Origin of the sequence: Pseudomonas sp. CK-NBRI-02, assembly GCF_008124495.1 — a bacterium.
Lineage (GTDB): Bacteria > Pseudomonadota > Gammaproteobacteria > Pseudomonadales > Pseudomonadaceae > Aquipseudomonas > Aquipseudomonas guariconensis.
The window spans coordinates 145,838-169,478 of record NZ_VSJH01000007.1 but is presented as its reverse complement, the minus strand read 5'-3'; the positions used below and the strand labels follow the sequence as shown (position 1 = coordinate 169,478).

Here is a 23,641-nt window from a genome sequence, read left to right as displayed (position 1 = left end):
CATCGGTGGATACTCACACGGGGCATAAGGTTGATTAAAGCAGTGAATGGCAACCTTCATTCCGTGATTGGCTAAACATTCGTGCTGGCGTCTTCGCGGGTAAGCCCGCTCCTACAGGACCGGGCAGCCTCCAAGTTCTGTGCAATTGCTGGGAGCGGCTTTACCCGCGAAGAGTCCCGCATAGGCAGCAGAGAACCGGCAAATCTGCGACAATCGCCCGACTTTCCGAATGACGATCATGAAAAAGCAGGCTCACCTGCATCATCAAAAAGCCCCATGACAGACCACGCCATCGATCAACTGCTGAAGAACCTCGACCACGCCATGATCGCCGACCGCCATCGGCTACGGCGGCAACTGCACGAGCTGCGCAAGCGCCCCGACGAGGCCAAGCTTGCCCAATGGGTGGAGCGGGTCCAGGCGTCCTGTGCCCAGGTTGTCGCGCGCCAGAACAGCGTGCCGAGCATCCGCTACGACGACAGCCTGCCGATCGCCGCCAAGCGCGACGAGATCAAGAAGGCCCTGGCCGAGCATCAGGTTCTGGTGATTGCCGGCGAGACCGGTTCGGGCAAGACCACCCAGTTGCCGAAGATCTGCCTGGAAATGGGCCGCGGTCAGCATGGCCTGATCGCTCATACCCAGCCCCGCCGGATCGCCGCGCGCAGCGTCGCGGCACGGGTGGCCGAGGAGATCGGCACACCGCTGGGCGCTCTGGTGGGCTACCAGGTGCGTTTCGAGGACCAGAGCGATGCGGGTACCCTGGTCAAGCTGATGACCGACGGTATTCTGCTGGCCGAAACCCAGCATGACCGCTTCCTCGAGCGCTACGACACGATCATCGTCGACGAAGCCCACGAGCGCAGCCTGAACATCGACTTCCTGCTCGGCTACCTCAAGACGCTCCTGCACCGTCGCCCGGACCTGAAACTGATCATCACCTCGGCAACCATCGACCTGGAGCGGTTCTCCAAGCATTTCGACGGGGCGCCGATCATCGAGGTGTCCGGCCGTACCTTCCCGGTGGAAACCTGGTACCGCCCGCTGATCAGCGAACAGGACGAAGAGGGCAACCGGGTCGAGGACGACCTGACCGTCGACCAGGCGATCCTCGCTACCCTCGATGAGCTGGCCCATCACGAACGCAGCGAGGGCAAGGGCCCCGGCGATGTGCTGGTGTTCCTGCCGGGCGAGCGTGAGATCCGCGATGCCGCCGAGATCCTGCGCAAGGCCCAATTGCGCCATACCGAGATCCTGCCGTTGTACGCGCGCCTGACGCCGGCCGAGCAGCAGAAGATCTTCCAACCCCATACCGGGCGCCGGGTGGTGCTGGCCACCAACGTTGCCGAAACCTCGCTGACCGTGCCGGGCATCCGCTATGTGATCGACAGCGGCACCGCGCGCATCAGCCGCTACAGCTACCGCGCCAAGGTCCAGCGTTTGCCGATCGAGGCGGTATCCCAGGCCAGCGCCAACCAGCGCAAGGGCCGTTGCGGTCGGGTCGAACCGGGCATCTGCGTACGTCTTTACAGCGAAGAGGACTTCAACGCACGGCCCGCGTTCACTGACCCTGAGATCCTGCGGACCAACCTGGCCGCGGTGATCCTGCAGATGCTGCACCTGCGCCTGGGCGCCATCGATGCGTTTCCGTTCATCGAGCCGCCGGATGGCAAAGCCATCAGCGACGGTTTCAACCTGTTGCAGGAGCTCTCGGCGGTCAACCGCGAGAACCAGCTGACACCCTTGGGCCGCCAACTGGCGCGTCTGCCGATCGACCCCCGATTGGGGCGCATGCTGCTCGAAGGCGCTCGCCAGGGCAGCCTGCAGGAGGTGCTCATCGTCGCCAGCGCCCTGTCGGTGCAGGACCCGCGCGAGCGTCCTCCGGAACGCCAGCAGGCCGCCGACCAGGCCCATGCCCTGTGGAAAGATCCTGACTCCGACTTCGCGGCTTTGGTCAACCTGTGGCGCGGGTTCGAGGAACAGCGCCAGGCGCTGACCGCCAACCCGCTGCGCAACTGGTGCCGCAAGCATTTTCTCAATTACCTGCGCCTGCGTGAGTGGCGCGACGCCCATCGCCAATTAGCGCTGATCTGCCGCGACCTGCAATTGTCGGTCAACAAAGAGCCTGCGGATTTCCCGCGTATGCACAAGGCCATTCTCAGTGGCCTGCTCAGCCAGATCGGCCACAAGACCGAAGAGGGCGACTATCAAGGCGCACGCCAGCGGCGCTTCTGGATCCACCCGTCCTCGGGCATCGGCCGCAAGCGTCCGCAATGGGTGATGGCTGCCGAGCTTGTGGAAACCACCAAGCTCTATGCGCGCATGGTGGCCAAGATCGAACCGGACTGGATCGAGCCGCTGGCCACGCATCTGGTCAAGAAGAACCATTTCGAGCCGCACTGGGAGAAAAAGCGAGGCCAGGTGGTGGCCTACGAACAGATCACCCTGTACGGGCTGATCCTGGTCGGCCGCCGGCCTGTGCATTTCGGGCCTATCGATCCGGTGGCCTCGCGCGAGCTGTTCATCCGCGAAGGCCTGGTCGGCGGCGAGATCCAGTCTCGGGCCAAGTGCCTGACCGCCAACAAGCGCCTGCTCGAGCAGCTTGACGAGTTGGAAGCCAAGGCTCGTCGGCGCGACATCCTGGCCGACGAAGAAACGCTCTATGCCTTCTATGAGGCGCGTTTGCCTGCAGAAATCCACCAGACTGCGACCTTCGACAGCTGGTACCGGATGAACAGCCAGAAGGATCCGAACCTGTTGATCATGCGCGAAGAGGACGTGCTGGCCCGTGAGGCCAGCGAGGTTACGGCCGCGCAGTATCCCGACAGCCTTCAGGTCGGCGACCTGCGCCTGCCGCTGACTTACCACTTCGAGCCGGGTCATCCGCGAGACGGCGTCACCATACGGGTGCCGGCACCGCTGCTGCCGAACCTGCCGGGCGAGCGCTTGGAGTGGCTGGTGCCAGGCCTGCTGGAGGCCAAATGCGTGGCCTTGGTGCGCAACTTGCCCAAGGCCCTGCGCAAGAACTTCGTGCCGGTGCCGGACTTCGTCAAGGCCGCCCTGGCGCGCATGACATTCGGCCAGGGGGCCTTGCCTCAGTCGTTGGGTCAGGAGCTGTTGCGCATGACGGGCGCTCGGGTGTCCGACGAGGCCTGGACGGAAGCTGCCGGGCTGGTCGAAAGCCACCTGCGCATGAACATCGAAGTGGTCGATGGCCAAGGCAAGTTCCTTGGCGAAGGTCGTGACTTGGCCGAGCTGACAGCACGATTTGCCGCCGCGAGCCAGGCGGCATTGGCCATGCCGCGCAACGACAAGGCCGAGCAACCGGTGCAGGCCAAGGCGTTCTCTGAAGTGGCGCAGACGGCGCAGCAGAAGATCGCTGGCCTGTCGTTGACGGTCTACCCGGCCTTGGTGGAAGAGGCCGGCACCGTGCGTGAAGGGCGATTCTCGACCCAGGCCGAAGCCGAGTTCCAGCATCGCCGAGCCTTGCAACGGCTGTTGCTGCAACAGTTGGCCGAGCCTGCCAAGTTCCTGCGGGGCAAGCTTCCGGGGCTGACCGAACTGGGCTTGCTGTATCGCGAGTTGGGGCGTGTCGAGGCGTTGGTGGAGGACATTCTGCTGGCCAGCCTGGACAGCTGCATCCTTGAAGGCGAGGCGCCGCTGCCCCGAGATGGCGCTGCCCTGGCCGGCCTTGCCGAGCGTAAGCGTGGCAACTGGGCCGAGCACGCCGAACGCTTGGCCCGCCAGACCCTGGAGGTGCTCAAGCTGTGGCACGGTTTGCAGAAGCGCTTCAAGGGCAAGATCGACCTGAGCCAGGCAGTGGCCTTGAACGACATCAAGCAGCAGCTGGCCAACCTGGTCTATCCGGGCTTTGTCCGCGAGACACCGGCAGCGTGGTTCAAGGAGTTGCCGCGTTACCTCAAGGCGGTGGAACTTCGTCTGGAGAAGCTTGGCGCCCAGGTGCAGAAGGACCGTGTCTGGAGTGGCGAGCTGGCCAATCTGTGGGCGCAGTACAAGGCCCGGGCCGACAAGCATGCCCAGGAGGGCAAGCGTGACGAACAACTGACGGTCTACCGCTGGTGGCTGGAGGAATACCGGGTGTCGTTGTTTGCCCAGCAGTTGGGAACCAAGGTACCGGTTTCCGACAAGCGTTTGAGCAAACAGTGGGGGCAGGTGGAAGCCTAAAGCCCGGGAAATGTGGCAAACTTGTGGGAATTTGGGCCGCTGTGCGACCCATCGCGGGACACGCCCGCCCCCGCAGGTTCTGCGGGTGCAGGTTTGCTCCGTGACCGAGGGGCAAACCCTTGCCTACAAATTGGCACTAAAGTGCCATTATGTTGCCCTTTTCCGGCCAGCGCCGTGTGGTGGTGGCCTTTGACCAGAGGAACGACCGTGCATAACGTCGTGATCAGCGGCACCGGCCTGTACACCCCGGCCCAGAGCATTTCCAACGAAGAACTGGTGGCATCCTTCAACACGTGGGCCCAGCAGTTCAATCAAGACAACGCGGCCGCCATCGAGCGTGGCGAGATCGAAGCTGCGCCGCTGTCCGATGCGGCCTTCATCGAGAAGGCTTCCGGTATCAAGAGCCGCTTCGTCATGGACAAGGCGGGCATCCTCGATCCCCAGCGCATGAAGCCGCGCCTGCCGGAGCGCTCCAACGACGAACCGTCGATCCTCTGCGAGATGGCCGTGGCCGCTGCTCGCCAGGCCCTGGAGCGCGCGGGACGCACAGCGGCCGATGTCGACGGTGTGATCGTCGCCTGCTCCAACCTGCAGCGCCCGTACCCGGCCATTTCCATCGAGGTGCAGCAGGCACTGGGCATCCAGGGTTTTGCCTTCGACATGAACGTGGCTTGCTCTTCGGCCACCTTCGGCATCCAGACCGCCGCCAACAGCGTGCAACTGGGCCAGGCGCGTGCGGTGCTGATGGTCAACCCTGAGATCTGCACCGGCCACCTGAATTTCCGCGACCGCGACAGCCACTTCATCTTCGGTGACGCAGCGACTGCAGTACTGATCGAACGTGCCGACCAAGCCACCTCCAAGCATCAGTTCGACATTGTCAGCACCAAGCTGCTGACCCAGTTCTCCAACAACATCCGCAACAACTTCGGCTTCCTCAACCGCGCGGCGGAGGAGGGCATCGGGGCGCCGGACAAACTGTTCGTCCAGGAAGGCCGCAAGGTGTTCCGCGAAGTGTGCCCGATGGTCGCCGAACTGATCGGCCAGCACCTGGGCGAGAACGGGTTGCAGCCCACCGACGTCAAGCGCTTCTGGCTGCACCAGGCGAACCTGAGCATGAACCACCTGATCGTCAAGAAGCTGGTCGGCCGTGATGTGGCCGAGGAAGACGCGCCGGTGATTCTGGATCGCTATGCCAATACCAGCTCGGCAGGTTCGGTGATTGCCTTCCACCTGTATCAGGATGATCTGCCCAAAGGTGCGCTGGGTGTGCTGAGTTCGTTTGGCGCAGGCTATTCGATCGGTAGTGTGATCTTGCGCAAGCGCTGATTCCTGCCCTGGTCTTTTCGCGAGTAAACCCGCTTCCATAGGTAGAGTGCCGCCCTCGATGGGCAGCGCCCAATTGGTGAGGGCGGGTTTATCTGCCAATGACCTATAAAAAAGGCGGGAAGCGCCGGATGGGGTCGGCACTTCCCGCCTGAGCAACGCAGGGGAGCTCGCGCTTAGAACTTGGCTTCCAGGTCGACCTGCAGGGTGTCGACATCGGCATCGCTGTTCGGCAGTTGCGACAGGTCGGTCTTGGCCATCAGGTAGGCCGCGCCCAGCGAGAAGTTCTTGTCGATTTCGTAACCGACCTTGAACTTGTGACCACGGGAACCGGTGTAGCCGGCACCGAAGTCGGAGTCGGTGAAGGCACTGACCACCGCGTTACGCTGCACGTCGCGGTAGTTGTAATCCAGGCTCCAGGCGCCAAGCTTGGTCTTCAGACCGGCCAGCCAGGCCTTGTCTTCGCCGTCGGTGCTTTCGGTGTTCTTCACGTACTGGCCATAGGCGGACAGCGGGATGGCGAAACCGGTGAAGTCGACCTGGCCGAAGCCTTCCACCAGGTTGAACTCGTTGGTGGTGTTGCCAAAGGCCTGCAGTGGGGCTGCGTCCTTGTCATTGTCATAGCCGTAGATGCTGGTGCCCACGGTGACCTTGACGGTGTCGGCGGCATTGAAGCGGGCGCCCAACTGGCCGTGATAGAGCTGTGCGTCGTGCTTGAACTGTACGCCTTCGCCGTCGACGTTGTCCTTGAGGTTGTAGTGACCGGCGCTGCCGAACAGCTCGGCCGCGCCCAGGTCGGTCTTGTAGGTGACGGCCACGCCTTCTGGGTTGATGTCGCTGTCCCAGATGATATCGCCCATGCTCACCCAGGGCTGCATCATCTTACCGCCGATCAAGTGCAGGTTCGGCACGGCAGTGGGGTGCCAGTCGAGGTAGGCCAGGTCGACCCACAACGATTTCTTCTCGAAGTAATTGTCCAGGCTCTGGTTGGTGGAGCGGGCATCGGCGCTGCTGCCGGTGGCCACGCGCACGCCGGCATCGACCTGCGGGTTGATCTCGCTGTAGAAGCCGACACGGGCACGGACGCGCTCGCGGTCCTGGTTGGGGCTCTTGCGGTTGGGGTCGTCGACGTTGACGTCTTCGTAGCGCAGGCGCACGTCGCCTTTGATCTGGGTCTTGGCGGCCCAGGCCACTTTCTGTTCGAAGGAGCTCAGGCGCTCGGACTGGGCTTTCTGCTCTGCCTTTTCCTTGGTTTCCTTGGCCAGATCGGCCTGCAGTTCGTTGTACTGCGCCTGGTTGATCGAGCCGTTGGCGCGGAGCATTTCGAGCAGCTTGGCGTCGACTGCAGCACTGGCCGGAGCACTCAGTGCCAGCATCATGCCGGTGAGGCTGACTCCGGTAAGTGTAGAAACAAGACGCATAAGGTTCTCCCTGTTGGAAAAAAGTGGGGAGGCTTTGGCGCCCACCCCCAAGTTGGCATGTCTTCGGAAAGGGCCTGAATAGACAGGTTGCTGGGGTTCCGAAAAACAGGCGCAAGTATTGCGAGGGGGAATGACAGAATGATGTCTATTTGGTGGCACTGCGGTTAAGTGCGTGGGATCCAAGCGCCCCTTCATTTGAGTGCGTGGCCCCATATCCGGGATACTGGCCATCTCTTTGCAGCGAGTCGAAATCGTGACCAGCCTGTACAGCCTTGCTCATTTGCACGATCTGCCGGCGGCGACCTGGGACGCCTTGGTCCCCGAGGGCCAGCCGTTCTTGCGCCATGCGTTTCTAAGCGCTCTGGAAGACAGCGGCAGCGTCGCGCCTGCCACAGGCTGGGCCACCGAGCACCTGGTGCTGGAGCGTGATGAAAAGGTGCGCGCGGTGCTGCCGGCGTATCGCAAATGGCATTCGTTCGGCGAATACGTGTTCGACCAGGGGTGGGCCGATGCCTGCGAGCGAGCCCGCATTCCCTACTACCCCAAGCTGCTTGGCGCGGTGCCCTTCAGCCCTGTGGGTGGCCCCCGCCTGCTGGCGGCAGACTGCGCCGATGGCCTGCTGTTGCTCCAGGCCATCCCTGAGTACCTAGTCAAGGGAGGGCTCTCAGGCGCTCACATCAACTTCACCGACCATGCCCTGGATGAGCAGATCGCCGATGTGCCGGGCTGGATGGAGCGCCTGGGCTGCCAGTTTCATTGGCACAATCGTGGCTATCGGGACTTCCAGGATTTCCTCGACACCCTCAGCTCACGCAAGCGCAAGCAGATGCGCAAGGAGCGTGAACAAGTGGCGGGGCAGGGGATCGACTTCCACTGGTACCGTGGCGATGAGTTGAGCCAGGTGCAATGGGACTTCGTCTACCTGTGCTATGCCAACACCTACGCGGTGCGCCGCCGCACGCCCTATCTGACCCGCCACTTCTTCAGCCTGCTGGCAGAGCGCATGCCCGAGGCAGTGCGCGTGGTCATCGCGCGCCAGCAAGGGCGGGATGTGGCCATGGCCTTGAGCCTGGTCGGTGGCGACAGCCTCTTCGGCCGGTATTGGGGCTGCCTGGCCGAGTTCGACCGCCTGCATTTCGAGACCTGTTTTTACCAGGGTATGGACTTTGCCATCAGCCAAGGGATACAGCGGTTCGATGCTGGGGCCCAAGGAGAGCACAAGCTGATACGCGGATTCGAGCCGGTGCTGACGCGCTCCTGGCATTACCTGTTGCATCCGGGGTTGCGTCGGGCGGTCGAGGATTTTCTCGAGCAGGAGCGGGCAGGGGTCAAGGCCTATGCCGAAGAGGCGCTGGGGATGTTGCCTTACCGCAAGGATTGAAAGCCGCCGCCTGGCCCTTTGTTCGCGGGTAAGCCCGCGAACGGGCGCAGTTGCGGCGATCAATCCACCCCGACGAACCCTCCGGTCTGGTGATGCCAGAGCCGGGCATAAAGCCCATGCTGGGCCAACAGCTCGGCATGGGTGCCGCTCTCGACGATGTGCCCTTTGTCCAGCACCACCAACCGATCCATGCGGGCGATGGTGGACAGGCGGTGGGCGATGGCGATCACCGTCTTGCCCTGCATCAGGGTTTCCAGGCTTTCCTGGATCGCCGCCTCGACCTCCGAATCCAGCGCCGAGGTGGCTTCGTCCATGATCAGAATGGGCGCGTTCTTGAGCAGTACCCGGGCAATGGCGATCCGTTGCCGCTGCCCGCCTGAAAGCTTGACCCCACGCTCGCCGACATGGGCATCGAAGCCGGTGCGCCCCTGGGCATCTGAGAGTTGTGGGATGAACTCATCGGCCCGGGCTCGGCGCACGGCTTCCCAGACTTGCGCTTCGCTGGCATCCGGACGGCCATACAGCAGGTTGTCGCGGATCGAGCGGTGCAGCAGAGAGGTGTCCTGGGTGATCATGCCGATCTGCGCGCGCAGGCTGGCCTGGTTGACCTCGGCGATGTCCTGGCCATCGATTGTGATCCGCCCGCCCTGTACGTCGTACAGGCGCAGCAGCAGGTTGACCAGGGTCGACTTGCCGGCTCCGGACGGGCCGATCAGGCCGATCTTCTCGCCGGGACGAATATCCAGGCTCAGCCCGTCGATAACTTTGCTGCCCTTGCCATAGTGAAAGCTCACGTCATCGAAATGCACGGCCCCACGGCTGACCTTCAGCGCAGGGGCATTGGGCTTGTCGGTGACGCTGACCGGTTGGGCGATGGTCTGCAGGCCGTCCTGGACCATGCCGATGTTCTCGAAGATGCCGTTGACCACCCACATGATCCAGCCGGACATGTTGATGATGCGGATCACCAGGCCTGTGGCCAGGGCAATGGCACCGACGGTGATCAACGACTGGCTCCACAACCACAGGGCAAGGCCTGTGGTCCCCACCACCAGAAGCCCGTTCAGGCCGGTGATGACGACGTCCATGCTGGTGACGACCCGTGCGGCCAGCTGGGTTTTCTCGGTCTGTTCGCTGATCGCCTCGCGGGCATACTGTTGCTCGTAGTCGGTATGGGCGAACAGTTTGAGCGTGGCGATGTTGGTGTAGCCGTCGACGATCCGCCCCATCAGCTTGGAGCGGGCATCGGAGGAAATCACCGAGCGCTCCTTGACCCGCGGAACGAAGTAATAGAGCGCGCCGATGTAGCAGACGATCCAGGTCAGCAGCGGCAGCATCAGGCGCCAATCGGCCTCGGCAAACAGCACCAGCGAGCTGATTGCATAGATCAGCACGTGCCACAGGGCATCGACAGCCTGGACGGCAGAGTCGCGCAGGGAGTTGCCGGTCTGCATGATGCGCTGGGCGATACGCCCGGCGAAGTCGCTCTGGAAGAAATTCAGGCTCTGCTTGAGCACATAGGTGTGGTTCTGCCAGCGGATCAAGCTGGTCATGCCGGGGCTGATGGTCTGATGCACCAGCAGGTCGTGCAGGCCGAAGAACACGGGGCGCAGCACCAGGACCACCACCAGCATCCAGATCAGCTCGCCGCTGTGCAGGCTGAAGAACTCGCTGCCCGGGGTGGCCTGGGCCAGGTCGATGATGCGGCTCAGGTAACTGAACATGGCCACTTCGATCAGGGCCGCCACCAGCCCGACGACCAGCAGTGCAAGGAAGCTGGGCCAGACCTGGCGCAGGTAATAGAGGTAGAACGGCCATACCTGGCTAGGCGGTGCTTCGCTCGGTGCCTCGCGAAAGATGTCGATCAATTGTTCGAAACGACGGTACAGCATGATGGGCACACTCCTGTTCCATCCGACCCTGAGGCGGTTTCACGTCCTTGTGAGACCTTCGGTCAGTCGATGCGTTTGGCGGACTTGATGTACACAGGGTCCGCCGGCACGTCACGCATGCCTTGCTTGATGGTGGTGGGTGAGTTGACGATCTGGTCGACCACTTCCATGCCTTTGGTCACCTTGCCGAACACGGCATAGCCACGGTCGCGGCCTGGGTTGAGGAAGTCGTTGTCGGCCACGTTGATGAAGAACTGGCTGGTGGCCGAGTTCGGGTCCGAGGTGCGTGCCATGGCGAGGGTACCGCGGGTGTTGGCCAGGCCATTGCTGGCTTCGTTGCGGATCGGGTCGCGGGTTGGCTTTTGCACCATCCGGTCGGTGAAACCGCCGCCCTGGGCCATGAAGCCCGGGATCACGCGGTGGAAGATGGTGTTGTTGTAGAAGCCGCTGTCGACGTACTCGAGGAAGTTCTTCGTGCTGATCGGCGCCTTCTCGGCATTGAGCTCGATTTCGACCGGGCCGAAGCTGGTGTCGAGCAGGACGTGAGGGGTCTTGTCGGAGGCCATGACGCTGGTGGCGAAGGCGAGCGAACAGGCGGTGAGCAGAAGTTTTTTCAGCATGGGCTCAAAGATCCTTGAGGAGTGGAGGCGGCTGCGAGAAAACACAGCAGGGTCTGGTTGAAGACCTCGGGTTGGTCCAGGGGCGTAGCGTGCCGCGAATCCTCGATGACCGCCAGTGTTGCCTGGGGCATCAGGGCGACATAGCGCTCCTTCAGTTGTATCGGGGTGTAATCATGGTCGGCGGCGATCACCAGGGTGGGACAGTGGATCTGCCCGATGCGTTCCTGCACCCCCCAGTCGACAATGGCATCGAAGCTCTTGAGGTAGGCGCGCTTGTCGTTGCGTGCCCAGCGTTGGGCCATCTTGTGACGCAGCTCGGTTTGTTCGGGCTTGGGAAACAGGCGTTCGGCCAGGCCCTTGCCGATGGTCTCGACGCTCAGGATGCGGGCCAGGATCCAGCGCTTGATCCACCAGATCCAGTGGGCGACGGAGTTGCGCCTGACCTCAGGTGCGCTGTTCACGATGCACAGACTGCGCAGCCAGGCGGGGTGGTCGACGGCGAACTGGAAACCCACCATGCCCCCCATCGACAGGCCGACGAAGTGCACGGGGCCGGTGTGCAGGTGCTCCAGCAGCGCCAGCAGGTCAGCGCTGAAGGTCGCGATCTGGTAGCCGTCACGGGGTTTGTCGGAGCGCCCATGGCCGCGGATATCCATGAGGATCACCCGGTAGTTTCGGCTCAGCGTCGGGACCTGCAGCTCCCAATCCTGGCAGCTTGAGCCCAGTCCGTGTAACAGCACCAGGGGTTCGCCCTGGCCGTATTCCTCGTAATGCAGCGTGCATCCTTCGTGTTCGAAATAGGCCATGGGCGCGGTCCTCTCAGGCTTGCGGGGGGGCTGCGAAGGGCACGTCCAGTGGCGCGGTGTCGAAGTTGCGCAGCAGCTCGATGAGGATCTGCGTGGCCGGACCCAAGGTCTTGTCCTTGTTCGAATAAAGGTAGAACAGCGGATGGCGGCTGCCACCCTGATCCAGCGGCAAAGGCTTGAGCACGCCCTCTTGCAGCTCGCGCTCGATCATGTGCCGTGGCAGCCAGGCAAAGCCCAGCCCGCTGCTGACGAAGGTGGCGGCGGTGCCCAGGCTGCCGACGGTCCAGCGTTGCTCGGCGCCGAGCCAGCCGACATCCCGGGGCTGGGCGCGACCGGAGTCGCGGATAACCACTTGCAGTTGGCTTTCCAGATCCTGGAAGGTGATTTCCCGTCCCAGGCGATGCAGGCTGTGATCGGGGTGGGCAACGGCGATGAATTCCACCGAACTGAGCTCGGCGCCCAGATAGCCGCCAATGCTATAGCTGCTGATGGCCAGGTCCGCGATTCCCTCGTGCAGGACTTCCTCGACGCCCGACAGCACCTCCTCGCGCAGGCGTACGCGGCAACCGCGGCTCTGCGGCATGAAGGCGCTCAGGGCGCGGACCAGCCGGGCGCTGGGGTAGGCGGCGTCGACCACTACGCGCACCTCGGCCTCCCAGCCTTGCTCCATGTGGTGGGCGAGGTCCTCGAGCTGGCTGGCCTGCTTGACCAGATGGCGTGAGCGGCGCAGCAGCACGTTGCCGGCTTCGGTCAGTACCGCCTTGCGACCATCGATGCGCAGCAGTGGTACGCCCAGTTGCTCCTGCATCCGTGCGACCGTGTAGCTCACCGACGATTGCGAGCGGTGCAGGGCCTCGGCGGCCTGGGCGAATCCGCCATGATCGACCACTGCCTGGAGAGTTCGCCACTGATCCAGGGTTACGCGTGGCGCTTTCATCTTCGGCTCCTGTTGTCCTAAGCTGCGCTCTGTCAAGGAGAGCGCCCTATGAAGAAATGTTGTGCGGCATTGCTGATGTGCCTGCCCCTCGGGGCGATGGCCTATTACCCCATCGATGTCGAGAAGGACTTGGAAGGGGTCAAGCTCGACTACACCACCTACGACACCGCGCGCAATATCGGCTCGATCACCCTGAACAACTATGGGCAGGTCCCGGCGGCGTGCAAGGTAACCTTCCGCAATGGGCCTGAAGCGCCGCGGGTGCGACGGGTGAACGTGCCGGCGGGCAAGAGCCGCGATGTCACGGCCACCTTCAACCGGGAGATCATCAAGCTGCGCATCGCATTGAGCTGCAAAGCCGAAGGAACTGATTAATCGATAGATTGAACCCACTTTTTACGCTTTTTTATCGATAGGTCAAGTCTTAATCTCACCTCCATCGAATCGCATCCCCTTGTTTGCCGATGGAGGCTCCCATGTCCCGCGTACTGATCATTGAAAGCAGCGCCCGCCAGCAGGATTCCGTTTCTCGTCAATTGACCCGTGACTTCATCCAGCAATGGCAGGCCGCTCATCCGAGCGATGAAATCAGTGTGCGCGACTTGGCGGTTACCCCTGTACCGCACCTGGATGCGGACCTGCTCGGTGGTTGGATGAAGCCACAGGAGCAGCGCTCGCCGGCCGAGCTTCAGGCTCTGGCTCGCTCCAATGAATTGACCGATGAACTGCTGGCCGCTGACGTGCTGGTGATGGCTGCGCCCATGTACAACTTCACCATCCCCAGCACGCTGAAGGCTTGGCTGGACCATGTACTGCGTGCCGGCATCACCTTCAAGTACACCCCGACCGGCCCGCAGGGCCTGCTGACTGGCAAGCGCGCCATTGTGCTCACTGCCCGTGGCGGCATTCATGCCGGTGCCAGCACCGACCACCAGGAACCCTACCTGCGCCAGGTCATGGCCTTCATCGGCATCCACGACGTTGAGTTCATTCATGCCGAAGGTTTGAACATGAGCAGCGATTTCCACGAGAAGGGCCTGAATCAGGCCAAGGCCAAGCTGGCGGCAGTGGCCTGACACGCAACGCATTCCCAACCCCTGACACCTGTCGCTCCTTTGGGTGTATCCGCCCGGCCATATGATGGCCGGGCTTTTTTTTGCCGCGTCAGCCGAGGCCACTGCCTTGTGTTCCCGGCGCTAGCCGAAGCCTTGATAGTTGAACGACGGCAGGCCAACCGGCTAAGGTCGCCGCCTTGATTCACGAGAGGCAATCATGGGCTATCTGATAATCGTCGCGCTGATCCAGGCGTTCTCCTTCAACCTGATCGGGGTCTACCTGGCCGGCAACGTGGACAGCTACTTCGCGGTGCTGGCACGGGTGGTGCTGGCGCTGCTGGTGTTCCTGCCACTGACCCGCTGGCGCCAGGTGGAGCCGCGCTTCATGCGTGCGATGCTGTTGATCGGGGCGCTGCAGTACGGCATCACCTATGTCTGTCTGTACCTGAGCTTCCGCGTGCTGACGGTGCCGGAAGTGCTGCTGTTCACCATCCTCACACCGCTGCATGTGACCTTGATCGAAGATGCGCTCAACCGCCGCTTCAACGCTTGGGCCTTGCTGGCTGCGCTGGTGGCGGTGGCCGGTGCCGCGGTGATCCGCTTCGACAGCATCAGTGGTGAGTTCTTCATGGGCTTTTTGTTGCTGCAGTTGGCCAACTTCACTTATGCCGCCGGCCAGGTGCTCTACCGTCATCTGGTCGCCCGGCATCCCAGTGATCTGCCGCACTACCGGCGCTTTGGCTACTTCTACCTCGGGGCGTTGATCGTCGTGCTGCCGGCCTTTGCGTTGTTCGGCAACGCCCAGCACCTGCCAAGCACCGACGTGCAATGGCTGGTGTTGTTGTTCCTCGGTTTGTTCCCGACCGCCCTTGGACTGTACTGGTGGAACAAGGGGGCCTGCCTGGTCAGTGGTGGCACACTGGCGGTAATGAACAACCTGCATGTGCCCGTGGGCTTGTTGCTCAACTTGCTGATCTGGAATCAGGACGAGCCGCTGGGGCGGCTGTTCATAGGCGGGGCGGTGATTCTGGGGTCGGTCTGGATGAGCCGGCTGGGCCTGCAGCGCCCGGCAACAGCATCTGGCTGACAGTGTCAGGGCTCGTTGGGGCCGCAGCGCGGCCCCGTTCTGCCGGCTTCAAGCCTCGGTGAGTTCACTCAGCCGTTGTGCGGAATGAGGCCTGCCAGCAAGACCCACTCGCATGTCGTTGCCGCTTGGCTGCTGATACAGGCTCAGGCCGAACTCCGGCAACACGGCCAGCAAATAGTCGAAGATATCGCCCTGGATCCGCTCGTACTCGCCCCAGGCAGTGGTGCGCGTAAAGCAATAGATTTCCAGCGGCACGCCCTCGGCGGTGGCCTGCATCTGGCGGACCATGCAGGTCATGCCTTGCTGCACGTCGGGGTGGTTCTGCAGATAGGCCAGGGCGAAGGCGCGGAAGGTACCGATATTGGTCAATTGGCGACGGTTGGCCGACAGAGCCGCCACCGGGCCCAGCGACTCGTTCCAGGTGCTCAACTCTTTGCGCTTTTGCGCCAGGTAATCACCCAGCAGGCGGACCTGGCACAGGCGCTGCTCCTCTTCCGGGGTAAGGAAGCGTACGCCCACAGCGTCGATGAACAGGCTGCGCTTGATGCGGCGCCCACCTGATTGCTGCATGCCGCGCCAGTTGCGGAAGGACTCGCTCATCAGGCGCCAGGTGGGGATGGAGACGATGGTCTTGTCGAAGTTCTGCACCTTGACCGTGTGCAGGGTGATGTCCACCACGTCACCATCGGCGCCCACCTGAGGCATCTCGATCCAGTCTCCGACGTGGAGCATGTCGTTGCTCGTCAGCTGCACGCTGGCGACGAACGACAGCAGCGTGTCCTTGTACACCAATAGCAGCACCGCCGACATGGCACCCAGACCGGACAGCAGCAACAGCGGCGAGCGGTCGATGAGCGTGGCGACGATGACGATGGAGGCGAAGATCCACAGCATCATCTTGGCCAGCTGCACGTAACCCTTGATGGAGCGGGTGCGGGCGTGCTCGGTTCGGGCGTAGATGTCCAGCAGGGCATCGAGCAGGCAGGAGACGGCCATGGTCATGAACAGCAGGGTGAAGGCCAGGGCGACGTTGCCGAGGAAATGCTGGGCGGTGTCGCCCAGCTCCGGCACCAGCTTGAGGCCGAACTGGATCACCAGCGAGGGGGTGGTTTGGGCCAGGCGGTGGAAGACCTTGTTGTGACGCAGGTCATCGAGCCACTTGAGCGGTTGCTGCCGAGCGAGCAACCGGCTGGCGTGCAGCATCAGAAAGCGCGCGAGGCGGCCGATGATCAGGGAAATCAACAGCAGCACCGTCAGGCCTAGCGCCGCATGCAGCATGGGGTGTTGATCGAGGGTGCCCCAGAGGTCCAGGGCGTCGTTCCAGAGTCGTTGTATATCCATGAGGGTAATAGCAGGGTCTGTGTTGCGAAAACGAGGCCCATTAGAGCGCGGATCGGCAACAAGTTGCCAAAAGAAATTCGGCGCCAGCGATGGAAAACGTTACCCTATGCAACTGAATTTCCAGCGACTGCCCGAGGTACATCCGTGTTTTCCCAATTCGCCCTGCACGAACGCCTGCTCAAAGCTGTGGCCGAGCTGAACTTTGTCGAGCCGACTCCGGTGCAGGCAGCGGCCATTCCCCTGGCCCTGCAAGGGCGTGACCTGCGGGTGACCGCGCAGACCGGCAGCGGCAAGACCGCCGCCTTCGTGCTGCCATTGCTCAATCGCTTGGTCGATCTGCGCGAGCGCCGCGTCGAGATCCGCGCGCTGATCCTGCTGCCGACCCGTGAGCTGGCCCAGCAGACCCTCAAAGAGGTGCAGCGCTTCTCCCAGTTCACCTACGTCAAGTCGGGCTTGGTTACCGGTGGCGAGGACTTCAAGGAGCAGGCCGCACTGTTGCGCAAGGTCCCGGACGTGCTGATCGGTACCCCGGGTCGTCTACTGGAACATCTCAATGCCGGCAACCTGGACCTCTCCCATGTCCAGGTGCTGGTACTGGACGAGGCCGACCGCATGCTGGACATGGGCTTTGCCGAGGACATGGAGCGCCTGTGCAAAGAATGCGAAAACCGTGAGCAGACCCTGCTGTTCTCTGCCACAACCGGTGGTGCAGCCCTGCGCGACATCATCGGCAAGGTGCTGAAGGATCCTGAGCACCTGATGCTCAACAGCGTGTCGCAGCTCTCCGAGGGCACCCGCCAGCAGATCATCACCGCTGACCACGACCAGCACAAAGAGCAGATCGTCCAGTGGCTGCTGGCCAACGAGACCTACCAGAAGGCGATCATCTTCACCAACACCCGTGCCCTGGCCGACCGGATCTACGGTCACCTGGTGGCCAAGGATGTGAAGGCCTTCGTGTTGCACGGCGAGAAGGACCAGAAGGACCGCAAGCTGGCGATCGACCGTTTCAAACAAGGCGGTTCCAAGGTCCTGGTGGCGACTGACGTGGCCGCGCGTGGCCTGGACATCGATGGTCTGGACCTGGTGATCAACTTCGACATGCCGCGCAGTGGCGACGAGTATGTACACCGCATCGGTCGTACTGGGCGCGCAGGTGCCGAGGGCTTGGCGATCTCGCTGATCTGCCACAACGACTGGAACCTGATGTCGAGCATCGAGCGCTACCTCAAGCAGCAGTTCGAGCGCCGGGTCATCAAGGAGGTCAAAGGCACCTACAGCGGGCCGAAGAAGGTCAAGGCCTCGGGCAAGGCCGCCGGTACCAAGAAGAAAAAGATCGAGAAGAAGGCAGGCGAGAAGAAAGGCGCCACCGCCAAGCGCAAGCCGGCCGCCAAGCCCAAGTCCAAGGCGCCTTTGGCCAGTGCCGATGGCATGGCCCCGCTGAAGAAACGCGCGCCCAAGGCGGAGTAAGCTCATCAGGGCCGCTGCGCGGCCCTTTGCGGATCAACCCGCTCCCACCACCTGGAGGGGCGTCATCCTTGTGGAAGCGGGTTTGCCGTGAAAGGGCCTTCAGCGGGTTAGTCTGCCTTTTTCTCCGCTGCTTTGAGTTCCTGGATTCGCTTGTCGATCAGCTGGCACTTGTCCGGCAGGTCCTTGCTGGCCGTGCCCAGATCCATCCCCTGCAACTCCTCGTTGATTTCCTTGGCCTTCTGCGGATTCTGCTCCGTCAACTGGGTCACCAGCCCGGCCAGCTCCTCGCGTTTCTGAGTCGCTTCTTCCGGTGTGCAGGCCCAGCCGGGCAAGGCGTAGAGCAATGCACTCGCGCACATGAAGGGCAGTAAGCGTTTCATCCATTTTCCTCCCGAGTGGGGTGTACGCGGTTGAAAGACGGGAACTCTGGAAGTTCAACGAGATGGCATGGGTGGATTGACCCTGACAGAGCGCTGTATGTCCCAGCGGCTTTTTAGCCATCCGATTTCGCCGGAACACCCATCACCACTCACCGGTCCCATGCTGTGTACCCCACACGTTCACAGCAGGAGGCCACCACATGAGCACCTATGACTGGGACCTGATCGAACGCTTGTTGCATGAAGTGCAGAACAGCGCAGGCCACAGCTTCACGCCACGTCCCTATGCCGAGCAGCATGCGGCTGCCCTGGCCGCCGCCGGTCAGCCGGTGGGCGATCTGGATCATCTCAAGACGCGGGCCTGCGAGTACGAGAAGATCCTCTTCGAGCGCGGTTACATCGAAAGCCGTCCGGAGGAGGACGGCGGTAATGGCGAGAATTTCGTTCTCACCGAGCGTGGCTCGCGCCTGCTCAGCCTGATCGACAGCAGCATCCCTGGGTTCGAGCATCCGCGTCAGGTGCTGGACGAACAGGACGACGCCCTCGATGAGGCGACTTTCGAACAGGTGGCCACCAAGGCGCAAATCGCTTGAGGTCGTTTTGAGACTGGCATGGGCACCCTGGCAAACCCGATAATCGGCACTCAGTTGCCAGAGACAGGACCTCGCCCATGCCATCGATAGACCACGGGGGTCGCCCATGAGCGCGGCCCGCAAGAACCCCGATGCTTTTGCGTTGCAGGTCATGCTGGGCCTGTGCCTGATCTGGGGCAGCCAGCAGGTGATGATCAAATGGGCCGCCAGCGACATTGCGCCGGTGATGCAGGCGGCGTTGCGTTCCGGGATCGCCGCGGTGCTGGTGGGGCTGCTGGTCTGCTGGCGCGGCGGCTGGTCCATGGTGGGCAGCACCTGGCGGGCGGGCATGTTGGCCGGCGCCTTGTTTGGCCTGGAGTTCTTGTTCATCGCCGAGGGGCTGAAGCTGACATCGGCGGCGCACATGTCGGTGTTTCTCTACACTGCCCCGGTGTTCACAGCCCTGGGGTTGCATTTCACGCTGCCAAGCGAGCGCCTGCGGCTGCTGCAGTGGCTGGGCATCCTGTTGGCTTTCGCCGGGATCGCCACGGCGTTCGCCGGCGGAATGTCGCTGAGCCAACTGGATGGGCGAATGTTGCTCGGTGACGCCTTGGGCGTGCTGGCGGGCCTGGCCTGGGGCGCGACCACTGTGGTGGTGCGTGGGTCGCGACTGTCGGAAGCCCCGGCCGATCTGACCCTGTTCTATCAGTTGCTGGTGGGCTTTGTCGGGTTGCTGCTGATTGCGCTGGTCAGCGGCCAGATCGGCAGGGTTGCGTTCACACCGGTAGCCGTTGGCAGCGTGTTGTTCCAAGCGGTGGTGGTGTCCTTCATCAGTTACCTGACCTGGTTCTGGTTGCTGCGCAAGTACCTGGCCTCCAACCTGGCGGTGTTTTCCTTCATCACGCCGTTGTTCGGCGTGACCTTCGGCGTGCTGTTGCTGGGCGAGCCCTTGAGCCTGAACTTCGTGTTGGGCGCATTGATGGTCCTGGGCGGGGTCATCCTGGTCAGCGCCGAACCCTGGGTGCGTCAGCAGTTACGCAGATTCGTGGGCTGATGGAACGAACACGATCGGACTTCAGGAACTGGTGCAGGCCCTTGGCGTGCTGACCTGCGCGGCGCTGAGGCCGGTCAGCGCCAATACACCGGCCAACCCCAGCCCGCCTGCGGCGAGCATCAAGGCAGGCTGCAGCCCGCCCCAATAGTGAGTGCTCGCTGCTGCCAGCAAGGGGCCGCTGAGCTGCCCCAACGCGAAACAGGCGGTCAACAGGCCGGCATTCCGTTGGGTCGCATGGGGCGCCAACTCTCGCGAGCGCTGCATTACCAGCTGCATGCATGCCAGGAAGGGGGCGCCACACAGCAGCACGCCCAAGGCCAGGCCAAGACCGTCGCCCAGCAAGCACGCCAGCACACCCAGGCCCTGCAACCACAAAGTCGCGCTCAGCCAGGTGGATGTCCGGGTGGGGCGCCGCAGATTGACCAGCACCACGCCCAATGCTGCCGCCAGGCCGAACGCCGGCCAGAACAGATCGGCCGCCCAATGTCCCTGAAACTGATGGCTGGCCATCTGTGACAGAAAAGTCGCCGGCAGGATGTAGCCGATGCCATACAGGGCGTAGATCACGCCCAGCCGTCCGATCCCGGTGGTGGGTACAGCTGCGCTGTCGGTCATGCCCGACGGCACCTTCGTGGCCTGCGGCTGCGGCAGCCAGGGCAATACGGCCAACAGCACGACCAGCGCCGCCACCGCATAGATCAGCCAAAGGGCGGCCGACCCCAGCCCCAGCAAGTGTGCGCCCAGGGCCAGCAGGCCGGTCAAGGCGATACCCACGCCTGGCCCGGCGAATACCAGGGCGCCGAGGCGAGGACGGCCGTATGCGGTGGCCACTTGCTGACTGAGACTGGTGATCATCACCAACACCCAGGCGCTGGCCACCCCTGTGCCGAAGCGCAGGAGCATATGACCCCAGAAGCCATCGGCAGCCCAGGAGGCGAGCGTCAGCAACACGCATAGCCAGAGGCCGGCATGCAGACGCAGGCGCACTTGGCCCGGCTGACGGGCGAACATGCTATCGACCGCGCCGAGAAAATAGCCCAGGTAGTTGGCCGCTGCGACCAGGCCGCCTGCGGTCAGGTCGAGCTGACCTTCGGTGATCAGGCGTGGCAGTTGCGGGGTGAGGGCGAAGCGGCCGATGCCCATGGCCATCATCAAGGCCATGGCGCTGGCCAGCAGTTGTACGAACGGGGACATGGCGGCTCTCCTGCCAGACGAAAGGGATGGAGGGCAGGTTAGAGGGGATTGACTTTCAATAAAATTGAATAATGATGATCAAGTTATTCTGTTTTGGAGAATGCCATGGAGTTCAGCCAACTGCGCATCTTCCAGGCCGTGGCCGAGGAGGGATCGGTCACGCGTGCCGCCGAGCGCTTGCATCGGGTGCCTTCGAACCTGTCGACGCGCCTGCGTCAGTTGGAAGAGCAACTGGGGGTGGAACTGTTCGTGCGCGAGCGCCAGCGTTTGCAGTTGTCTCCGGCAGGCAAGGTCCTGCTGGACTACGCCAATCGTCTGTCGACCCTGCGCGATGAGGCGGTCGCTGCGGTGCAGGGCGGTCAACCGGCAGGCGACTTCGTCCTCGGTACCATGTACAGCACCGCGGCGACGCATTTGCCGCCGTTGCTGGCGCGTTATCACCAAACCTACCCGGCGGTGAACCTGCAGGTGCAAGCCGCGCCCAGTGGTGAATTGCTGGAGGGGTTAATGGCCCACCGGTTGGACGCAGCGCTGGTGGACGGCCCGCTGAGCCTGGCCGGGCTCGATGGCGTGCCGTTGTGCGAGGAGGTGCTGGTGCTGATCACCCGCCCGGAACATCCGCCGGTTCACAGCGCGCGGGACGTCGCGGGGCGTGCAGTGTTCGCGTTCCGGCAGGGCTGTTCCTACCGCATGCGCCTGGAAGCCTGGTACGCCCATGACCACACCCCCATGGGGCGGGTGATGGAGATCGAGTCATACCAGAGCATGCTGGCGTGCGTAATTGCCGGGGCAGGGGTGGCATTGATGGCCCAGTCCATGCTCGACACCCTACCTGGTCGCGACCAGGTGCAGGCGCACCGTTTGCAGGCGCCGTTCGATCATGCAGTCACCTGGCTGATGTGGCGCCAGGGCATGCTGGGGGCCAATCTGCAGGCGTGGATCGATGTGCAACAACGGGAAACAATTGACCGACGGTCGGCACGTGCCATTTCCGCTTGATCCGCGTCAAACTCGCCCCTATCTGTAGGATCAGAGGCATGCGCGATGTAGGACATCGGGCTATGATCTGTATGAAGCATCGAAGGACTGAATCGCCGTGAGGTTGACCCGTTAAGGGGGCATTTATGAACAATCGAATGTACAACTGGCTCCATGACCTTGCCGTCGCCCTGGGCTTGCTCCCACCTCCGCTGCAACCGGTGCCGATTCCTACCGACGAAGAGCAGCGCAAGCGCCAACCGCGTCGCCGCTGAAACGAAAAGGCCGCCGCATCTGACGATGCCGCGGCCTTTGCTTTTTCTTGCCTGGCGCCCGTCGGGGCGCCAAGCGTTCGCTTTACATCACGCCAGGTTGACAGTTGCCACCGGGCGGCGCGACAGCAGGCTGACCACCACGAAGCTCACCAGGCCGATCGCCAGGCTGTAGTAGATCGGCGAGTTGGCATCCAGACCGTCCTTGAACATGAAGAACAGTGCGGTAGCGAAGCCCAGCGCCATGCTGGTGATGGCGCCTGCGGTGGTGGCGCGCTTCCAGAAGATCGCCCCGATCAGCGGAATCAACATGCCGCCGACCAGCAAGTTGTAGGCCAGGGTCAAGGCGCTGATCACATCGTTCACCGCCAGGGCGATGCCCAGTACCACCAGACCGGTGAGGAGGGTGAACAGGCGGTTGACGCCCAGGCTCGATTGCTTGCCGCCACGCAGTTTAGGCAGCAGGTCTTCGGTCAGGGTGGTCGAGGCCGCCAACAGGCCTGCGCTGGCGGTGGACATCATCGCTGCGAGGGCAGCAGCCATCAGCAGGCCACGGACGCCTTCTGGCAGTTGGCCCTTGATCATTTCGGCGAAGGCATTGTTCGGGTTGGCCAGGTCAGGCAGCAACACGTGGGCAGCCATGCCGATCAGGGCGCAGGCCAGGCCGTACAGGACGCAGTAGATACCGGCGACAGTACCGGCGCGCTGGCAGACCTTCTCGTCACGGGCGGTGAACACACGTTGCCAGATGTCCTGGCCGATCAGGATGCCGAAGAAGTAGATCAGGAAGTAAGTGATGATGGTGTCCCAGCCGATGGTGGTCCAGCTGAAGCTGGCCGCCGGCAGCTTGGCTACCAGGGTGTCCCAGCCACCGGCCTTGTACAGGCAGATCGGCAGCAGAATGAACATCAGGCCCACGGTCTTGATGATGAACTGGACGATGTCGGTCAACGTCAGCGACCACATGCCGCCGATGGTCGAGTACACCACCACTACGCCACCGCCGAACAGCAGGGCCATCCAGAACGGTACATCCAGCAGCACTTGCAGCACGGTGCCCATGGCCAGGGTCGAAGTGACCGCGATCATCAAGGCATAGGCGAGCATGATCGCTGCGCTGGCCTGACGGGCCATCGGATTGTAGCGGCGCTCCAGAACCTGGGTGACGGTGAAGATCTTCAGGCGCAGCAGGGGTTTGGCGAGGAACAGGTTCAGGGCGATGATCCCCAGACCCAGGGCCGCACACAGCCAGAAGCCGGAAATGCCGTGGACGTAGCCCAGGCGCACGGTGCCGACAGTGGAAGCGCCGCCCAGCACGGTGGTGGCCATGGTGCCCATGTACAAGGTAGGGCCGAGGTTGCGCCCTGCCACCAGGTAGTCTTCATGGGTTTTCGCGCGTCGCATGCCATACCAGCCGAGGCCGAGCATGCCTGCGGCATAGATCAGTACAACGAAGATGTCCAAGGCCATTGGGGGTCTCCCGATTATCTTTATTATGGCGAGATCGACCGTCCGGGCGGTTCATGGCGCCCAGCGGTCTTGTCTTGTGTTGACGGGCCTCTATGGCCCTTCCTAATGGCTCCTGCCGCAGGTATTGCGTTCACGTCCTTCGTCGGTGCGGGCTGGCCCGGCGATCACGGTCGCGAGGACTGCATGGCCGGTCATGCCATCGT

General features: G+C 62.8%; 20 protein-coding genes. 11 read left to right on the top strand and 9 right to left on the bottom strand.

Annotated features, from left to right (window positions below):
• Positions 1-276 precede the first annotated feature (276 nt).
• Positions 277-4,182, top strand: a complete 3,906-nt coding sequence (hrpA, locus tag DQ397_RS07525) for an ATP-dependent RNA helicase HrpA (protein WP_043209327.1) — start codon at positions 277-279, stop codon at positions 4,180-4,182.
• Positions 4,183-4,389: 207 nt separating this feature from the next.
• Positions 4,390-5,511 (top strand): beta-ketoacyl-ACP synthase III, encoded by a 1,122-nt coding sequence (locus DQ397_RS07520; protein WP_043209328.1) that lies wholly within the window; start codon positions 4,390-4,392, stop codon positions 5,509-5,511.
• 173 nt (positions 5,512-5,684) lie between these two features.
• On the opposite strand, the gene DQ397_RS07515 is transcribed toward DQ397_RS07520, so the two are convergent.
• Positions 5,685-6,929: a putative porin gene (locus tag DQ397_RS07515; RefSeq protein WP_043209330.1), complete on the bottom strand. Its 1,245-nt coding sequence runs from the start codon at positions 6,927-6,929 to the stop codon at positions 5,685-5,687.
• Between the two features lie 253 nt (positions 6,930-7,182).
• Here DQ397_RS07515 and DQ397_RS07510 point away from each other — a divergent pair, with 253 nt between their 5' ends.
• On the top strand, positions 7,183-8,310 hold the full coding sequence (locus DQ397_RS07510) for a GNAT family N-acetyltransferase (protein ID WP_043209421.1): 1,128 nt from the start codon (positions 7,183-7,185) through the stop codon (positions 8,308-8,310).
• A 59-nt stretch (positions 8,311-8,369) separates the two neighbouring features.
• Here the strand turns inward: DQ397_RS07510 and DQ397_RS07505 are convergent, their stop codons facing one another.
• The 4 genes from DQ397_RS07505 to DQ397_RS07490 all read right to left on the bottom strand — a co-directional run bounded on the left by DQ397_RS07505 (position 8,370) and on the right by DQ397_RS07490 (position 12,565).
• Entirely contained in the window at positions 8,370-10,202 is a 1,833-nt protein-coding gene (locus DQ397_RS07505; protein ID WP_043209332.1) for an ABC transporter ATP-binding protein, read from the bottom strand.
• A gap of 62 nt (positions 10,203-10,264) precedes the next feature.
• Positions 10,265-10,822, bottom strand: a complete 558-nt coding sequence (locus DQ397_RS07500; protein WP_043209334.1) for a peptidylprolyl isomerase — start codon at positions 10,820-10,822, stop codon at positions 10,265-10,267.
• Positions 10,816-11,628 (bottom strand): alpha/beta fold hydrolase, encoded by an 813-nt coding sequence (locus DQ397_RS07495; protein ID WP_043209337.1) that lies wholly within the window; start codon positions 11,626-11,628, stop codon positions 10,816-10,818. The genes DQ397_RS07500 and DQ397_RS07495 overlap by 7 nt, the downstream gene beginning before the upstream one ends.
• A gap of 13 nt (positions 11,629-11,641) precedes the next feature.
• On the bottom strand, positions 11,642-12,565 hold the full coding sequence (locus DQ397_RS07490) for a LysR family transcriptional regulator (protein ID WP_043209339.1): 924 nt from the start codon (positions 12,563-12,565) through the stop codon (positions 11,642-11,644).
• Positions 12,566-12,613: 48 nt separating this feature from the next.
• Between DQ397_RS07490 and DQ397_RS07485 the strand changes: the two genes are divergently transcribed.
• From DQ397_RS07485 to DQ397_RS07475, 3 genes are all read left to right on the top strand, one after another.
• On the top strand, positions 12,614-12,940 hold the full coding sequence (locus tag DQ397_RS07485; protein WP_043209340.1) for a hypothetical protein: 327 nt from the start codon (positions 12,614-12,616) through the stop codon (positions 12,938-12,940).
• A gap of 101 nt (positions 12,941-13,041) precedes the next feature.
• Complete coding sequence (locus DQ397_RS07480) at positions 13,042-13,641, top strand: FMN-dependent NADH-azoreductase (RefSeq protein WP_043209343.1); 600 nt, start codon at positions 13,042-13,044, stop codon at positions 13,639-13,641.
• Between the two features lie 196 nt (positions 13,642-13,837).
• Entirely contained in the window at positions 13,838-14,707 is an 870-nt protein-coding gene (locus DQ397_RS07475) for a carboxylate/amino acid/amine transporter (RefSeq protein WP_043209345.1), read from the top strand.
• A 48-nt stretch (positions 14,708-14,755) separates the two neighbouring features.
• Here the strand turns inward: DQ397_RS07475 and DQ397_RS07470 are convergent, their stop codons facing one another.
• Positions 14,756-16,048 (bottom strand): mechanosensitive ion channel family protein, encoded by a 1,293-nt coding sequence (locus tag DQ397_RS07470; protein ID WP_043209347.1) that lies wholly within the window; start codon positions 16,046-16,048, stop codon positions 14,756-14,758.
• 144 nt (positions 16,049-16,192) lie between these two features.
• Between DQ397_RS07470 and DQ397_RS07465 the strand changes: the two genes are divergently transcribed.
• On the top strand, positions 16,193-17,518 hold the full coding sequence (locus DQ397_RS07465; protein ID WP_043209349.1) for a DEAD/DEAH box helicase: 1,326 nt from the start codon (positions 16,193-16,195) through the stop codon (positions 17,516-17,518).
• A 107-nt stretch (positions 17,519-17,625) separates the two neighbouring features.
• Here DQ397_RS07465 and DQ397_RS07460 read toward each other — a convergent pair whose 3' ends face one another.
• Entirely contained in the window at positions 17,626-17,898 is a 273-nt protein-coding gene (locus tag DQ397_RS07460) for a hypothetical protein (protein WP_043209351.1), read from the bottom strand.
• A gap of 200 nt (positions 17,899-18,098) precedes the next feature.
• Here DQ397_RS07460 and DQ397_RS07455 point away from each other — a divergent pair, with 200 nt between their 5' ends.
• Together DQ397_RS07455 and DQ397_RS07450 are read left to right on the top strand one after the other, a co-directional pair.
• Positions 18,099-18,491: a transcriptional regulator gene (locus tag DQ397_RS07455; protein WP_043209353.1), complete on the top strand. Its 393-nt coding sequence runs from the start codon at positions 18,099-18,101 to the stop codon at positions 18,489-18,491.
• Positions 18,492-18,597: 106 nt separating this feature from the next.
• Positions 18,598-19,524, top strand: a complete 927-nt coding sequence (locus DQ397_RS07450; protein WP_043209356.1) for a DMT family transporter — start codon at positions 18,598-18,600, stop codon at positions 19,522-19,524.
• A 21-nt stretch (positions 19,525-19,545) separates the two neighbouring features.
• Here DQ397_RS07450 and DQ397_RS07445 read toward each other — a convergent pair whose 3' ends face one another.
• Positions 19,546-20,718, bottom strand: coding sequence for a YbfB/YjiJ family MFS transporter (locus DQ397_RS07445; RefSeq protein ID WP_043209358.1), 1,173 nt, complete (start codon positions 20,716-20,718; stop codon positions 19,546-19,548).
• Between the two features lie 105 nt (positions 20,719-20,823).
• On the opposite strand from DQ397_RS07445, the gene DQ397_RS07440 reads away from it, so the two are divergent.
• Together DQ397_RS07440 and DQ397_RS24705 are read left to right on the top strand one after the other, a co-directional pair.
• Positions 20,824-21,717, top strand: coding sequence for a LysR family transcriptional regulator (locus tag DQ397_RS07440; RefSeq protein WP_043209360.1), 894 nt, complete (start codon positions 20,824-20,826; stop codon positions 21,715-21,717).
• A gap of 125 nt (positions 21,718-21,842) precedes the next feature.
• The gene (locus DQ397_RS24705; RefSeq protein WP_256543834.1) at positions 21,843-21,971 is read left to right on the top strand and encodes a PA1414 family protein; all 129 of its coding nucleotides are present in this window, start codon (positions 21,843-21,845) and stop codon (positions 21,969-21,971) included.
• 87 nt (positions 21,972-22,058) lie between these two features.
• Here DQ397_RS24705 and DQ397_RS07435 read toward each other — a convergent pair whose 3' ends face one another.
• Positions 22,059-23,438: a sodium:solute symporter gene (locus DQ397_RS07435; RefSeq protein ID WP_043209362.1), complete on the bottom strand. Its 1,380-nt coding sequence runs from the start codon at positions 23,436-23,438 to the stop codon at positions 22,059-22,061.
• Positions 23,439-23,641: the final 203 nt, after the last annotated feature.